Raw genomic sequence first — 15,230 nt, forward strand, 5'->3', positions numbered from 1 at the left:
TGTTCTCGCCTATCCGCTAGCGTTCAGCCTGCAGGAAGGCAATCGCCTGGGCGATATCCCGGGTGCGCGGGGTCGGCGGCAGGCTATTGAGGAACACTTCGCCATAAGGCCGCATCACCAGGCGGTTATCGCAGATCACCAGCACGCCGCGATCGTCAGTATCGCGGATCAGGCGTCCGACGCCCTGCTTGAGGGTAATGACCGCATCCGGCAATTGCACGTCGTTGAACGGATCGCCGCCACGCAGCCGGCAGTCTTCGATTCGCGCCTTCAACAGCGGATCGTCGGGCGAGGTAAACGGCAGTTTGTCGATGATCACGCAAGACAGCGCGTCACCGCGCACGTCCACCCCTTCCCAGAAACTGCTGGTCGCCACCAACAACGCGTTGCCGGCTTCGACAAACTGCGCCAACAGTTGGCCTTTGCTGGTTTCCCCTTGCAACAGTACCGGCAGCGTCATGGTGGCGCGGAACTCTTCCGCCAGTTCGCGCATCATCTGGTGCGAAGTGCAAAGGAAGAAACAGCGGCCGTTATTGGCTTCAATCAAGGGGCGCAGCATGCGCGCCAGCTGGCGGGCGCCGCCGGGCTGATTCGGCGAAGGCAGAAAACGCGGTACGCACAGCAGCGCCTGTTTGGCGTAGTCGAACGGGCTGGCCAACAACAAGGTTTTGGCTTTGGTCAGGCCCAGGCGGTCGGTAAAATGCCCCATCTGCTCATTGACCGACAGCGTTGCCGAGGTGAAAATCCAACTGCCCGGTTTCTCATCCAGCAGCTCACGAAAACGATCCGCCACCGTCAACGGCGTCAGCGCCAGCACGAAGTGGCGCGAATTGCATTCATACCAGTAACTGAAGCCCGGCTCGTTGACCTCTTTCAAGCGTTTGAGGCGTGCGCGATACAGCGTGGCGCGCTCGAAAGCGGCGTCCAGCAAGGCCGAACGGCCAAGGGACAGTTTAACCACGTCGTAGCACAGCTCCAGCGCGTCATCGAGCAGCAACAGGGCGCGCTGCACGTTCGGTTGACCAAGTACGTCGCGCAGGTTGCCGCGAAACCCCGGCTCCCCCAACATCAACCGGAAATCCTGGGTACTCTGGCTGAGGCGATCGGCGCTTTTTTGCAACTGCGCGGCGTCACGCACTTCGGTACGGTAGGCAATGGTAATGTCTTTAGCGAGATCCATCAGTTGGCGGCTGGTCAGCTGCTTGCCGAAATACTGGCTGGCGATATCCGGGATCTGATGGGCTTCGTCGAAAATCATCACGTCAGCTTCGGGGATTAACTCGGCGAACCCGCCCTCTTTCACCACCATATCCGCCAAAAACAAATGATGGTTCACCACGATAACGTCGGCATCCATGGCACGACGGCGAGCTTTGACCACAAAGCAATCTTTATACAGCGGGCAGTCGCTGCCCAGACAGTTGTCGTTGGTGCTGGTCACCAGCGGCCAGATAAAGCTGTCTTCCGCCACGTCGCTGCAACTGCTGATGTCGCCTTCTTTGGTCAATGACGACCATTGACGCAGATGAACCAGATCGATAAGCGTCTGCCCGGCCAACTCACCGCCGGCCATCGATTGTTGCTCCAGCCGTTCCAGGCACAGATAGTTGGAGCGCCCCTTCAGCAGCGCCATCTTGCCTTTGTACTTGAGCGCTTTGGCGACGGTAGGCAGATCGCGCGCGTAAAGCTGGTCCTGCAGGGCTTTTGAACCGGTGGAAATAATCACTTTGCGATCGGCGCGCAGCGCCGGCACCAAATAGGCAAAGGTTTTACCGGTGCCTGTGCCCGCTTCGACCACCAGCTCCTGTTTGAAATTAATGGCCTCGGTGACCGCTTCCGCCATCTGCCGCTGAGCTTCACGCGGTTTGAAACCCTTGATTGCCTGCGCCAGTGCGCCGTCTGTTGCGAAATCGTCCGTCACGCTATCTCTCTGCCAGTGTAATTCAGCGGTGATTATGCCAATCCTGCCGCACGGCTACCACCGACTTTTACCCTATGGCTTTCAAGTCGCAGCCAGTGCGGGCAATAACGCTGTGGGCTGGAAGACAACGGGTTTGCCACGCATTTCTACCGGTGGCTGTGTTACCCTTAAGGTGATGATGATATGGAGATAACTGAATGAACATCGAACGCATTGATCCCGACCAACGCTGGTCCGAAGCCGTGGTACACAACGACACCGTCTATTACACCGGCGTGCCGGAAAATCTGGATGACGACGCCACCGCACAGACGGCAAACACCCTGGCAGCCATTGACGTGCTGCTCGCTCGCGTTGGCTCGGACAAGAGCCGAGTGCTGGACGCCACCATTTTTCTGGCAGACGCCGCCGACTTTGCCGCGATGAACGCCGCCTGGGATGCCTGGGTGGTCGCCGGCAGCGCGCCGGTACGCTGCACCGTGCAGGCCAAATTGATGAACCCGAAGTACAAGGTTGAAATCAAGATTATCGCCGCGCTGTAAACAAAAAACCGCAGGGAGTGACGTGACCTCTGCGGTTTCAGACTGCTGACAAAGCCCGTTATTAGGGAGAGCGTGGCGAAGGGGTCGTAGCGGCTTGCCCGCCGGAGTGCCCCTCGGTGCGCTAGGCCCGGGTATCTCAGGTTGAAAGACAACGTTGTTATCAAACAAAAAACCGCAGGGAGTGACCTCTGCGGTTTTTATGTTGTCATGCTGCGCGCTGATTAAGCCAGTTTGATAATCACCATTCCCGCCAACAGCAGCGCCAGGCCGATCCAGCCCTTGGCATTCAGCCGCTGGCCGAACAGGATCCAACCGGCGGCGATGGTCGCGGCAATACCGAAACCGCCCCAGAGCGCATAGGCCACCGACAGATCAATCCCCTTCACCGCCTGCGCCAGCGCACTGAACGCCCCCAGCACCGACAGCAGAGACAACAGACCCATCCATACTTTACGGAAGCCGTCCGACATTTTCAGGAAGATGTTGGCGACAATTTCCAGGACAATCGCCAGTGCCAGAAACCCGATGTGGTACAACTCAAGCTGTTGCATGGTTGTTACCTCGCGGGTTGGCCTGTTTTCGACCCTTACGGGTACCGGACTTCACCAGCATGATGCCGGCAATCAGCGTCACCAGACCCAACACTTTCAACGCAGAGATCGGCTCATCAAACCACAACACGCTGAACAGCGTAATAAACAGGATACCGATACCTTCCCACAGCGCATAGGCCACGCCAAGGGCGACGCGTTTTATCGCCAGAGACAGCATTACGTAAGACGCGGTGATCATCACATACATCACAATATGCCCGGTCATGCCGCCGCTGATACTGGCGTATTTCATTGACAGGGTACCGATAATTTCGGCCACGATAGCCAAACCTAAAAAGATCCAATAAATCATAATTTTTCTCCCAAACGGCGAATAACGCACGCTAAGGCGTATTTATCCCGATTTATCTCGTCGAACAGGCGCAATAAGGCACTGACGACGCAGAGATCTCTGGGGATAAACTGACCCAAACGTAATAAGAATGTTTGCCCGGCTACGCGGAATGACGAAGGACTGAGCCTGTCACCAGCACCGGTTAAGGGAGAAAGACGCTATAGTTCGCTGCACCAGTGATGCTCACTGGCAAGGATGGCAGACAGGAAAAGCTGGCAAGTAGAGGTTCTGAGGGTAGTTCCGTTAAGTTTCATCATAATTGTTCTCTATTCTCAGCCGCACACCGTGCGATTTGCCCAATATCCTCATAAAAGTAAAATTTTCAACTGCGATATTTGTACCATAGCCAAAATAAGAAAGCAAACTGCCGTTTTCACAAAAAGCGGAAAAAAACGGGTTAAAAATAAGAAAGTTAAGCATTTTAAAAATAAAAAAAGGTTCAACGAGCCGTTGAACCTTGACGATTTCATGGGGGGGCAAACAATCGCCAAACCCAGGCTCGGCGCGGGTTACAACGCAGCGCCCTTGACGGCGCTGCGCGCCAGTTCGCTGATGCGTTCGTAGTCGCCGCTTTCCAACGCGTCGGCCGGCACCAGCCAAGAGCCACCGATGCACAGCACACTTTTCAGCGCCAGGTAATCGCGGTAGTTATTCGGCGTGATGCCGCCGGTCGGACAAAAACGCACCTGCGGGAACGGGCCGCCGATAGCCTGCAACGCTTTTACGCCGCCGTTGGCTTCTGCCGGGAAGAACTTGAACTCGCGCAACCCGTGATCCATGCCCAACATCAGCTCTGAAACGGTGCTGATGCCCGGAATTAACGGAATGGTTCCTGCGGTAGCGGCTTTCAGCAACGCCTCGGTCAGGCCTGGGCTGATAGCGAATTGCGCGCCAGCCTCGGTCACCTCTTGCAACTGCTGGGGATTAATCACCGTACCTGCGCCGATAATCGCCTCCGGCACTTCTTTGGCAATGGCGCGGATCGCCTCCATGGCGCAGGCGGTACGCAATGTCACCTCCAGCACCCGAACGCCACCGGCGACCAGCGCCCTGGCCAGCGGCACCGCATGTTCCAGTTTATTGATCACAATGACCGGAACCACCGGACCTGCCGTCAGGATCTGTTCTGCGCTGGTTTTCCAGTTTTTCATTAATATCTTCTCCACTACTTACGGTTTATAAATGGCACGCCCCTGCCACAGGGCTCCGCAGGTTAACGCGGGCGTCCGGCCGTACCCTAAGTGAGGTTGCTGCCCCGCGTTCGACGGGCAAAAAAATGCCGGCAGATAAACTGCCGGCGACGAGTTACTCGAACTCGTTCCAGGAACGGCCATCGCGGGTGATCATCGCGACCGAGGCCACCGGGCCCCAGGTACCGGACTGGTAAGGCTTCGGCGCTTCGTTGTCCGCTTTCCAGGCGTCCATGATGGAGTCCACCCATTTCCAGGCTTCTTCCACCTCGTCACGGCGCACGAACAGCGCCTGAATACCGCGCATGGTCTCCAGCAACAAGCGCTCGTAGGCGTCTGCCACGTGCTCCTGGTTGAAGGTTTCCGAGAAGCTCAGATCCAGCTTGGTGGTTTGCAGGCGGTGTTTGTGATCCAAGCCCGGCACCTTGTTCAGCACCTGGATTTCGATACCTTCATCCGGCTGCAGACGAATGGTCAACTTATTCTGCGGCAGTTGTTGGTAAGAGTCGCTGAACAGGTTCAACGGCGGGTTCTTGAAGTAAACCACCACTTCAGAACATTTGGTCGGCAGGCGCTTGCCGGTACGCAGGTAGAACGGCACGCCGGCCCACTGCCAGTTGTCGATATCCACGCGGATAGAGACGAAGGTTTCGGTGTTGCTGCTTTTGTTCGCCCCTTCCTCTTCCAGGTAGCCCGGCACTTTTTTGCCCTGCACAAAACCGGCGGTGTATTGGCCGCGCACCGTGGTTTCACGTACATTGCTCTGATTGATGCGCCGCAGCGAACGCAACACCTTCACCTTTTCGTCGCGAATGCGATCGGTGGTCAAATCCGCCGGCGGCGACATGGCAATCATGGTCAGAATTTGCAGCAGGTGGTTCTGGATCATGTCGCGCATCTGGCCGGCCTGATCAAAGTAACCCCAGCGCCCTTCGATACCCACCTCTTCCGCCACGGTGATCTGTACGGAATCGATAGTACGGTTGTCCCAGTTGGAGGCAAACAGCGAGTTGGCGAAACGCAACGCCAGCAGGTTCAGCACCGTTTCTTTACCGAGATAATGGTCAATACGGTAAACCTGGGACTCGTTGAAGTATTCCGCCACCTGATCGTTGATCACGCGGGAAGACGCCAGATCGGTACCCAACGGCTTTTCCATCACGACGCGCGCCGGGTCGTGATTCAGTTTTGCCTCGCCCAACCCTTTGCAGATCGCGCCGAAGGTGCTTGGCGGCATGGCGAAGTAGTTGATGGTGGTGCGATGCTTCTGGTCCAGCATTTTACCCAGCTTGGTAAAGTTTTTGCTGTCGTTCACATCCAGGTTGCAGAAATCCAGGCGTGCGCTCAGCGTGGCCCAGAGTTCGTCATCCAGCTTTTCTTTCATAAAGGTGCCAAGCGCTTCCTTGACCACCTTGATATAGGCTTCTTTATCCCACTCGGCACGACCAACGCCGATAATCCGGGTTTCCGGGTGGATATGGCCGGCTTTTTCTAACTGGTACAGGGAAGGCAGCAGCTTACGACGCGCCAAATCGCCCTTCGCGCCGAAAATAACCAGGTCACACGCCTGGGCTGTAGAGGTTACCGCCATGTTCATCTCCTCGTTGCAGGATATTTGTAATTTTCTTACATTACTAATGTACTCTCTTTGACTACGGCCAGTAAACCCAGATCAAAAGCAGAAAAAAAGCCCCAGAAACTCCAGTGTTAAGTGCGATCGGGCTTAAACGCCGCTGACGAAACTAAAAACTGTAATTTTCTGTCTTTTTTGACGCTCTTTTACCATTATGAAAGTTAGACACAGGTCATGTTCTGATGAAAAAAGTCTGCATACCCTCTGTCGAGACTGCCAACGGTTACCGGCACGTAGTATATTTTCATTAAACCGGCATTGATTTCTCCTTTGATTGAAATCGACATATCCGATGGATTTCAGGTGGAAACTTGAAAGATTGCGGGTATAAAACCATGAGTGACTCTCGTTATATGAATACGCTGGAAAAAATCCAGAGCCATCTGGAGCTCCTGAGCAAATCTGAAAGGAAAGTCGCCGAGGTGATCCTGGCCTCCCCACAAACCGCCATTCACTCCAGTATCGCAACGCTGGCCAAAATGGCTGACGTCAGCGAACCTACCGTCAATCGTTTTTGTCGCCGTCTCGATACCAAGGGTTTCCCCGATTTTAAGCTGCATCTGGCGCAGAGCCTGGCCAACGGCACCCCTTACGTAAATCGTAACGTGGAGGAAGATGACAGCGTCGATTCCTACACCGGTAAAATATTTGAATCGGTGATGGCCTGTCTGGATACAGTAAAGGCAAATTTGGATATTGCCGCAATCAATCGTGCGGTTGACCTGCTTACGCAGGCAAAAAAGATCTCTTTCTTTGGTTTAGGCGCGTCGGCGGCGGTCGCCCACGACGCGATGAACAAATTTTTCCGTTTTAATATCCCGGTGGTCTACTTCGATGACATCGTCATGCAGCGCATGGGATGCATGAACTCCAGCGAAGGCGACGTGGTGGTGCTAATTTCCCACACCGGCCGCACCAAAAACCTGGTTGAAATGGCGCAACTGGCGCGCGAGAACGACGCCACGGTGATCGCCATCACCTCGCGCGATACCCCTCTCGCCCATGCGGCGACGCTGTCTCTGCTGCTTGATGTGCCGGAGGATACCGACGTTTATATGCCGATGGTGTCCCGTATTGCGCAATTAACGCTCATCGACGTTCTGGCCACCGGATTTACCTTGCGCAGAGGGGCTAAATTCAGAGATAACTTGAAGCGGGTCAAGGAAGCGTTAAAAGAATCGCGCTTTGATAAGGGTGCGGTTATCCCGAATAATTTCGACTCGTAAACGATGTAAAAAACCTGCCGGGAAGATTTGAACGGCAGTACTAGAGGCAGTACCTGTAAAACGCTCATGCGGGTAACCCGGGTGAAACATCAGTGTAGTAAAATTACATTTCACTCCTGGTTTCGTTATCCGACGTTATCGCAACACCAATACTTTGCTTCACCAGTCAACGGAGTAATACATGTCCAGACGGCTCAGAAGAACCAAAATTGTTACCACCTTAGGCCCGGCTACAGATCGCGACAATAATCTGGAAAAGATCATTGCCGCCGGCGCTAACGTGGTTCGGCTCAACTTTTCCCACGGCAGCGCGGAAGATCATCAGGCTCGTGCTGATAAAGTGCGCGAAATCGCTGCCAAACTGGGGCGTCACGTCGCGATTCTGGGCGACCTGCAAGGGCCAAAAATCCGCGTTTCCACCTTTAAGGAAGGCAAAATCTTCCTCAATATAGGTGACAAATTCCTGCTCGATGCCAACATGGCAAAAGGCGAAGGCGATAAAGAAAAAGTCGGTATCGACTATAAAGGCCTGCCTGCCGACGTGGTGCCGGGCGACGTACTGCTGCTGGATGACGGCCGCGTACAGTTGAAAGTGCTCGAAGTTCAGGGCATGAAAGTGTTTACCGAAGTGACCGTTGGCGGCCCGCTGTCCAACAACAAAGGCATCAACAAGCTGGGCGGTGGCCTGTCCGCCGAAGCCCTGACCGAGAAAGACAAAGCCGATATCATCACCGCGGCGAAAATCGGCGTCGACTATCTGGCAGTCTCCTTCCCGCGCACCGGCGAAGACCTGAACTACGCACGCCGCCTGGCGCGCGATGCAGGTTGCAACGCCAAGATCGTGTCTAAAGTTGAACGTGCCGAAGCCGTGTGCAGCGACGAAGCAATGGACGACATCATCCTGGCTTCCGACGTGGTGATGGTTGCCCGTGGCGACCTGGGCGTCGAAATCGGCGATCCTGAACTGGTCGGCATCCAGAAAAAACTGATCCGTCGCGCCCGCACGCTGAACCGCGCCGTCATTACCGCGACCCAGATGATGGAATCGATGATCACCAACCCGATGCCAACCCGCGCCGAAGTCATGGACGTGGCGAACGCCGTGCTGGATGGTACCGACGCCGTAATGCTGTCTGCCGAAACCGCTGCGGGCCAGTACCCGGCCGAAACCGTGGCGGCAATGGCGCGTGTTTGTTTGGGCGCTGAAAAGATCCCAAGCATCAACGTCTCCAAGCACCGTTTGGACGTGCAGTTCGACAACATCGAAGAAGCCATCGCCATGTCTTCAATGTACGCAGCCAACCACCTGAAAGGCGTGACTGCGCTGATCGCCATGACGGAATCAGGCCGTACTGCGCTGATGATGTCCCGCATCAGCTCCGGGTTGCCGATCTTCGCCATGTCACGTCATGAGCACACGCTGAACCTGACCGCGCTATATCGCGGCGTTACGCCGGTTTACTTCGACAGCCACAACGACGGCGTCGTCGCGGCCAATGATGCGGTGAATCGCCTGCGCGACAAAGGCTTCCTGGTTTCAGGCGACCTGGTGATCGTGACGCAGGGCGACGTGATGGAAACCGTTGGCACCACCAACACCAGCCGTATCCTGCGCGTCGAGTAATCGCGCTTGCCGCCGGCCGTTAACGCGGCCGGCATTTTTTCCCGCCCCGCTCTTTCCGTCTGATAAACTCGCCTCCAGTCGCCACTACGGCAAACGGAGAGCCAAGATGCTTCATCAACACCCGCAGCAAAACTGCAGCTCACTTGCACTGGATCTTGACGGCCAGGATTTGGAAAGCCTGGACGAAGCCTGCCTGCAGGGTAGCGCATTACTGAAAATCAGCTTGTACGGCAATCGCCTCCGCCAGTTCCCGGCGCAAATTTTTCGGCATCGCGACCTGCAGGTACTGAATATCTCCTGTAATCAACTCAGTGAACTGCCGCAGGAACTCGGGCAATTGCAAAAGCTGGCGATGCTGGATTGCGGTCACAACAAAGCCGATCGGGTACCTGCCAGCATCGGCCAACTCAGTGAGCTGACCTATCTTTATCTGAGCGACAACACTTTCAGCACGCTGCCCATCGAGCTGGGCTGCCTGCATAAATTGCGTTATCTGAACGTGACAGATAACCAACTGAGCGAACTGCCTGCTGCCATAGTTCAATTGAGTGGTTTGCAGGAGCTGAGGCTATATAACAACCGGATTACCGCCCTGCCGGCTACCATCGGCCAGTTGACCGCGCTGCGGGAACTGCATCTGATGAACAATCGCCTGGAAACGCTGCCGGAAGAAATCTCGCAATGGTCTGAACTGGCGGTACTGGACGTGGAAAATAACGCCATCAGCAAGCTGCCTGCCGCATTCTGCCACTTAGCCAGCCTGACCGACCTCAATCTGCGCGCCAATCGGCTACGGCAGCTACCGGAGGGCTTTGGTCAGTTGACGGCACTCACCACGCTTGATCTGCGTGCCAACCGCCTGAGTGAGCTGCCGGAAAGCATGGCGGCATTGACTCGCCTGCGGCGATTGGATTTGCGCTGGAACAACTTCGCCCAAATGCCGGCGGTGCTGGAGCCGTTGATTGCCCAAGGCTGCCTGGTGCATATATAAGCGCAGCCAAAAAAAGGCCAGCCACCCTTCGATGACTGGCCCTTCAAGCCTGAGCGACGATGTCGCTTAGCGGTACAAATCGTCGCGCGAATAGGGCTCGATTTCCCCTTCTTTACGCGTTTTCAGCAGTTTGAGGATCCAGGTGTACTGCTCTGGATTTGGCCCCACCAAATTCTCCACTTCTTCATTCATGCGGCGCGCAATGTAGGGGTCATCAGCAACGGCCAAATCATCCATCGGCGGGCGAATATAAATATCCAACATGCTGGTTTTACCGTCATACACCGGGAACAACGGCACGATGGCCGCACGGCACACCTTCATCAGGCGGCCGACCGCCGGCAATGTCGCTTTATAGGTAGCGAAGAAGTCGACGAACTCGCTATGTTCGGCGCCGTGATCCTGATCGGGCAGATAATAGCCCCAATACCCCTGACGCACTGAACTGATAAACGGTTTGATGCCGTCATTGCGCGCATGCATCCGACCACCAAACTTACGGCGCACCGCATTCCACAGATAATCCACCAAAGGGTTGCTTTGATTGTGGAACATCGCCGCCATCGGCTGGCCACGCGCCGCCATCAGCATAGCGGGCACATCCACCGCCCAGCCATGCGGCACCAGGAAAATCACGTTGCGGCCTTCCTCGCGGATTTTGTCCAGCACCTCTTCACCGTGCCAACGCACGCGCTTCAGCACTTTCTCCGGTTTGGTGCAGGCCAGTTCCGCCATCAAAATCATCGATTGCGGTGCGGTGGCGAACATCTCGTCAATAATATGCTCGCGCTCGTTTTCCGACACTTCCGGCAGGCAGTACAGCAAGTTGATACGCGCACGGCGGCGCGCGCTTTTGGCCACTTTGCCGACCAGCTTGCCCACAGCTCCGAGTACCGGATCGCGCAAGCGCGCAGGGATCAGTGAAATGCCGGCCATCAACCCGGTTCCCAGCCAAACGCCCCAGTAGCGCGGATGGTAAAAGGCTTTTTGAAATTGCGGAATGAACTCTGGGTTCGATTTTTTCTCGTTTTGCATGCACAAGCTCTTAACTTAGCGGTTCGGCTAATCATAATTGCAATGATTGATTTTGCAATTAACGACCGCGAAGCGCCAATATAAAACAGCATCGGCCCGCAATCAGGCCGATGGGATCACTGGCGCGGCAGCGCGCCCGAACAAAAGGATTAATCCAGTTGCAGTTGAGGAACCACTTCCTTCACCTGCGCCAGATAATCGCTGCGATCTTTACCACTCAACCCTTCAGAGCGCGGCAGTTTCGCCGTCAACGGGTTGACCGCCTGTTGGTTGGTCCACATTTCGAAATGCAGGTGCGGCCCGGTAGAACGACCGGTATTGCCCGATAACGCGATACGGTCGCCACGTTTCACCTTCTGCCCTGGCTTAACCAGCAACTTCTTCAGGTGCATATAACGCGTGGTGTACTGGCGACCATGACGGATAGCCACATAGTTGCCTGCGGCACCGCTGCGTTTGGCGATCAAGACCTCACCGTCACCCACCGCCAGCACCGGGGTACCGACCGGCATCGCAAAGTCGACGCCTTTGTGCGGCGCAATACGCCCGGTCACCGGATTCACCCGGCGCGGGTTGAAGTTTGAAGAGATGCGGAACTGCTTCATGGTTGGGAAACGCATAAAGCCGCGCGCCAGGCCAGAGCCTTGACGATCGTAGAATTTGCCGTCTTCGGCGCGGATGGCGTAGTAATCTTTGCCGCCGGAACGCATGCGCACGCCCAGCAACTGGCTTTGCGAACTCTTGCCGTCAAAATGTTCGCGGGACATCAATACCGAGAATTGGTCGCCTTTGCGCAGTTTGCGGAAATCCAACTGCCACTGCAGCGCTTTGATCACCGCATTGATTTCGGCACGGCTCAAACCGGCATCACTGGCGCTGCTGACGAAGCTGCCATTGAGGCGGCCGCTGATCACGTTATTACGCCACTCGCCCTGCTGGGCTTCCTGAGTTTCCTTGAAACTGTTGCCAACGCGATCGTAGGTACGGGTTTCACGCCGGGAGACTTCCCAGGTCAAACGTTGCAGATCGCCGGCATCGTTTACCGTCCACGACAGTTGCTGGCCGATCTTCAGATTACGCAGGTCGCGATTTTGCGATGCGAGCATAGATACGTCTGACATATCTATGCCGTACTGGGTCAGAATGCTGCCCAGAGTATCGCCGGTAGAAACGACATATTCATGCACGCCATCTTCGCCGGCGACCTTCTGGTCCAGCTCATCCTGGGGGATGTCATCATCGGGAGTGGCTTGGTCAAGGTCGATCGGCTCACTGGCTTCTGGCAGTAAGGAGCGTAACTGGCTGGATTCTAACTCGATGTTCTTAACGATGGGGTTATGTTCTGGGTGATAAACAAAAGGCCGCCAAACGGCAACGGCCAGTGTAACCACTGTCAGCGACCCCAGCATGACGCGATGGGGCCGTGGCAGATTGTTATACGCCAGAGCGATAGTTCGGACTATCTGCTGCACTCGATATTATCCTCATAATCTTTACTTCAGGCAGCTCACGTACTGGTTTGACAGCTGAGTAAGGAAGTTCCCGTAGCTGTCTTTCCCCAGTGCGATGCCGGTGCCCAGCGGGTCCAGCGTTCCAGAACGCACTTTGGTCCCTTTGGCAACGGCATTGATTACGGCCGGCCTGAATTGTGGCTCAGCAAAAACGCAGACTGCTTTCTGCTCAACCAACTGTGTTCGAATTTGGTGTAAGCGCTGTGCTCCAGGCTGTATTTCGGGATTAACGGTGAAATGGCCCCGTGGGCTCAAGCCGAAATGTTTTTCAAAGTAGCCGTAAGCGTCATGAAAAACAAAATATCCCTTGCCTTGCACAGGCCTAAGCATGTTACCAACATTTTTGTCAGTTTGCGTCAGCAGATTCTCGAACTGGCGCAGGTTTGCGTCTAATTTGTCCTTATTTTGCGGCATAAGTTCCAATAACCTGTCGTGAATCGCGATCGCGGTCACTTTTGCCACTTCCGGGGATAACCAGACGTGCATATTATATTCGCCGTGATGGTGTCCATCACCGTCGTCATGATCTGCATGGTTATGCGCATCCCCTGCATGTTCATCTCCATGATCGTCGTCATCGCCCTTCATCAACAGGGGTTTCACCCCGCTCAGTTCACTGATGGCCAACTGACGATTGGCTGCTACCGGGGTGAGTGATTTGGTCAGAAAGGCTTCCATGTCCGGTCCTACCCACACCACCAGATCGGCGGCTCGCAGGCGCTGGATATCGGAAGGCCGCAGAGCGAAATCATGCGGCGAAGCACCATCCGGCAACAGCACCTCGGTTGGCGTCACGCCGTCGGCTATCGCGGAGGCGATAAATCCCAGCGGACGAATGGAAGTCACTACCGCGGCATAAGCGCCGTTCAGCGGACCGGCCATCATCAATGCGCTGGCCAGCAGCGTACGTTGCAGCCATTTATTTTTCTGTGCCATTCTCAGTAATCCCGTCGTTTTCATCAGCGAGGCGTGATATTATAACATTCGGTTAGTTCTGCAAAATGTAATCACGAGATGTCTACACTGACAACGCTAAAAAATATCACCGTCTCCTTTGGTAGCCGCAAGGTCCTGTCGAATATTTCGCTCAGCCTCCAACCGGGCCGTATTCTGACGCTGCTCGGCCCAAACGGCGCGGGTAAATCTACGCTGGTGCGGGTGGTGCTGGGGCTAATTGCGCCAACCGAAGGCACGATTGAACGCGAGCCAGGCCTGCGCATCGGCTATGTGCCGCAAAAACTGCACCTCGACGCCACCCTGCCGCTCACCGTCAGCCGTTTTATGCGCCTGAAGCCCGGTGTGAAAAAGGCTGATATCCTGCCTGCGCTGAAACGCGTGCAGGCGGCCCATCTGCTCGATCAACCGATGCAAAAGCTCTCCGGCGGCGAAAACCAGCGGGTGCTGCTGGCACGTGCGCTGTTGAATAAACCGCAGTTGCTGGTGCTGGATGAGCCGACGCAGGGGGTCGACGTCAACGGCCAACTGGCGCTGTACGATCTGATCGATCAACTGCGTAAAGAGTTGGGCTGTGCGGTATTGATGGTTTCCCATGACCTGCATCTGGTGATGGCGAAAACCGATGAAGTGCTGTGTCTCAACCAACACATCTGCTGTTCCGGCGCGCCTGAAGTGGTATCCATGCACCCAGAATTTATCGCCATGTTTGGTAATCGGGGAGCGGAACAGCTGGCGGTTTATCGCCACCACCACAACCACCGTCACGACCTGCAAGGTCGAATCGTGTTGAAGAAAACCGGGGGCCGTGAGGCATGATCGAACTGTTATTACCCGGCTGGCTGGCCGGGGTGCTGCTGGCTGGGGCCGCCGGTCCGCTAGGCTCATTTGTTGTCTGGCGCCGAATGTCCTACTTTGGCGATACCTTGGCGCACGCCTCGCTGCTTGGGGTGGCCTTCGGCCTGCTGCTGGATGTGAATCCTTTTTATGCGGTGATCGCCGTAACGCTGGTGCTGGCTCTGGTGCTGGTATGGCTGGAGCGCCGGCCGCAGCTTTCCGTTGATACCCTGCTCGGCATTATGGCGCACAGCGCGCTGTCGCTGGGTCTGGTGGTAGTGGCGTTAATGTCCAACGTGCGGGTCGACCTGATGGCCTACCTGTTTGGCGATCTGTTGTCTGTCACCTTTAGCGATATCTGGATGATCGGCATCGGCGTCAGCATCGTGCTGCTGATCCTGTGGTGGCAGTGGCGCAACCTGCTGTCGATGACCATCAGCCCTGAGCTGGCACATGTAGACGGCGTTAATCTGGTGCGGGCGCGCACCGTGCTGATGCTGGTCACCGCGCTGACCATCGGTCTGGCGATGAAGTTCGTCGGTGCGCTGATCATCACTTCCTTGCTGATTATTCCGGCGGCAACGGCACGTCGTTTCGCCCGCACGCCTGAGCAAATGGCAGGTTATGCGGTGCTGGCAGGCATGCTGGCCGTCACCGGCGGGCTGGCCTTCTCGGCATTTTACGATACTCCGGCCGGCCCATCTGTGGTGCTGTGTGCTGCGGTGCTGTTTGTACTGAGTTTATCCAGGAAGCAGCAGGCCTGATTCCGGGCTGCCGACAGATGTGACAAGGGCCGCAACAGCGGCCCTTTTTAATGC

The 15,230-nt window shown here is 55.8% G+C and carries 14 protein-coding genes; 6 read left to right on the plus strand and 8 right to left on the minus strand.

Features of this window, described 5'->3' with window-relative positions; genetic code table 11:
- Positions 1-16 precede the first annotated feature (16 nt).
- Positions 17-1,921 carry an ATP-dependent DNA helicase gene (locus JK621_RS12740; RefSeq protein WP_212556308.1) on the minus strand — a complete coding sequence of 635 codons (1,905 nt, stop codon included), beginning with the start codon at positions 1,919-1,921 and terminating at the stop codon, positions 17-19.
- 197 nt (positions 1,922-2,118) lie between these two features.
- On the opposite strand from JK621_RS12740, the gene JK621_RS12745 reads away from it, so the two are divergent.
- Entirely contained in the window at positions 2,119-2,463 is a 345-nt protein-coding gene (locus tag JK621_RS12745) for a RidA family protein (RefSeq protein ID WP_212556309.1), read from the plus strand.
- Positions 2,464-2,684: 221 nt separating this feature from the next.
- On the opposite strand, the gene mdtI is transcribed toward JK621_RS12745, so the two are convergent.
- The 4 genes from mdtI to zwf all read right to left on the minus strand — a co-directional run bounded on the left by mdtI (position 2,685) and on the right by zwf (position 6,192).
- The gene (gene mdtI, locus JK621_RS12750; RefSeq protein ID WP_020453871.1) at positions 2,685-3,014 is read right to left on the minus strand and encodes a multidrug/spermidine efflux SMR transporter subunit MdtI; all 330 of its coding nucleotides are present in this window, start codon (positions 3,012-3,014) and stop codon (positions 2,685-2,687) included.
- A complete protein-coding gene (mdtJ, locus tag JK621_RS12755) occupies positions 3,001-3,369 on the minus strand; it encodes a multidrug/spermidine efflux SMR transporter subunit MdtJ (protein WP_212556310.1) in 369 nt (122 codons plus the stop codon). Before mdtJ ends, mdtI begins: the two co-directional genes overlap by 14 nt.
- A gap of 551 nt (positions 3,370-3,920) precedes the next feature.
- A complete protein-coding gene (locus JK621_RS12760) occupies positions 3,921-4,562 on the minus strand; it encodes a bifunctional 4-hydroxy-2-oxoglutarate aldolase/2-dehydro-3-deoxy-phosphogluconate aldolase (protein ID WP_212556311.1) in 642 nt (213 codons plus the stop codon).
- A 154-nt stretch (positions 4,563-4,716) separates the two neighbouring features.
- On the minus strand, positions 4,717-6,192 hold the full coding sequence (gene zwf / locus JK621_RS12765) for a glucose-6-phosphate dehydrogenase (RefSeq protein WP_065506320.1): 1,476 nt from the start codon (positions 6,190-6,192) through the stop codon (positions 4,717-4,719).
- A gap of 395 nt (positions 6,193-6,587) precedes the next feature.
- Here zwf and JK621_RS12770 point away from each other — a divergent pair, with 395 nt between their 5' ends.
- The 3 genes from JK621_RS12770 (at position 6,588) to JK621_RS12780 (ending at position 10,075) form a co-directional block, all read left to right on the plus strand.
- On the plus strand, positions 6,588-7,460 hold the full coding sequence (locus JK621_RS12770) for a MurR/RpiR family transcriptional regulator (protein WP_006325867.1): 873 nt from the start codon (positions 6,588-6,590) through the stop codon (positions 7,458-7,460).
- Between the two features lie 181 nt (positions 7,461-7,641).
- Positions 7,642-9,084 (plus strand): pyruvate kinase, encoded by a 1,443-nt coding sequence (gene pyk / locus JK621_RS12775; protein ID WP_212556312.1) that lies wholly within the window; start codon positions 7,642-7,644, stop codon positions 9,082-9,084.
- A 106-nt stretch (positions 9,085-9,190) separates the two neighbouring features.
- Positions 9,191-10,075 carry a leucine-rich repeat domain-containing protein gene (locus JK621_RS12780; RefSeq protein ID WP_212556313.1) on the plus strand — a complete coding sequence of 295 codons (885 nt, stop codon included), beginning with the start codon at positions 9,191-9,193 and terminating at the stop codon, positions 10,073-10,075.
- 66 nt (positions 10,076-10,141) lie between these two features.
- Here JK621_RS12780 and lpxM read toward each other — a convergent pair whose 3' ends face one another.
- The 3 genes from lpxM to znuA all read right to left on the minus strand — a co-directional run bounded on the left by lpxM (position 10,142) and on the right by znuA (position 13,557).
- Positions 10,142-11,110 (minus strand): lauroyl-Kdo(2)-lipid IV(A) myristoyltransferase, encoded by a 969-nt coding sequence (lpxM, locus tag JK621_RS12785; RefSeq protein WP_212556314.1) that lies wholly within the window; start codon positions 11,108-11,110, stop codon positions 10,142-10,144.
- Between the two features lie 149 nt (positions 11,111-11,259).
- Positions 11,260-12,582: a murein DD-endopeptidase MepM gene (gene mepM / locus JK621_RS12790; RefSeq protein WP_212556315.1), complete on the minus strand. Its 1,323-nt coding sequence runs from the start codon at positions 12,580-12,582 to the stop codon at positions 11,260-11,262.
- Positions 12,583-12,603: 21 nt separating this feature from the next.
- Positions 12,604-13,557: a zinc ABC transporter substrate-binding protein ZnuA gene (gene znuA, locus JK621_RS12795; RefSeq protein WP_212556316.1), complete on the minus strand. Its 954-nt coding sequence runs from the start codon at positions 13,555-13,557 to the stop codon at positions 12,604-12,606.
- Positions 13,558-13,635: 78 nt separating this feature from the next.
- Between znuA and znuC the strand changes: the two genes are divergently transcribed.
- Both znuC and znuB read left to right on the plus strand, forming a co-directional pair.
- Positions 13,636-14,394 carry a zinc ABC transporter ATP-binding protein ZnuC gene (znuC, locus tag JK621_RS12800; RefSeq protein WP_004945518.1) on the plus strand — a complete coding sequence of 253 codons (759 nt, stop codon included), beginning with the start codon at positions 13,636-13,638 and terminating at the stop codon, positions 14,392-14,394.
- Positions 14,391-15,176 carry a zinc ABC transporter permease subunit ZnuB gene (gene znuB / locus JK621_RS12805; protein WP_212556317.1) on the plus strand — a complete coding sequence of 262 codons (786 nt, stop codon included), beginning with the start codon at positions 14,391-14,393 and terminating at the stop codon, positions 15,174-15,176. Before znuC ends, znuB begins: the two co-directional genes overlap by 4 nt.
- Positions 15,177-15,230: the final 54 nt, after the last annotated feature.

This window comes from Serratia plymuthica (assembly GCF_018336935.1).
GTDB lineage: Bacteria > Pseudomonadota > Gammaproteobacteria > Enterobacterales > Enterobacteriaceae > Serratia > Serratia plymuthica_B.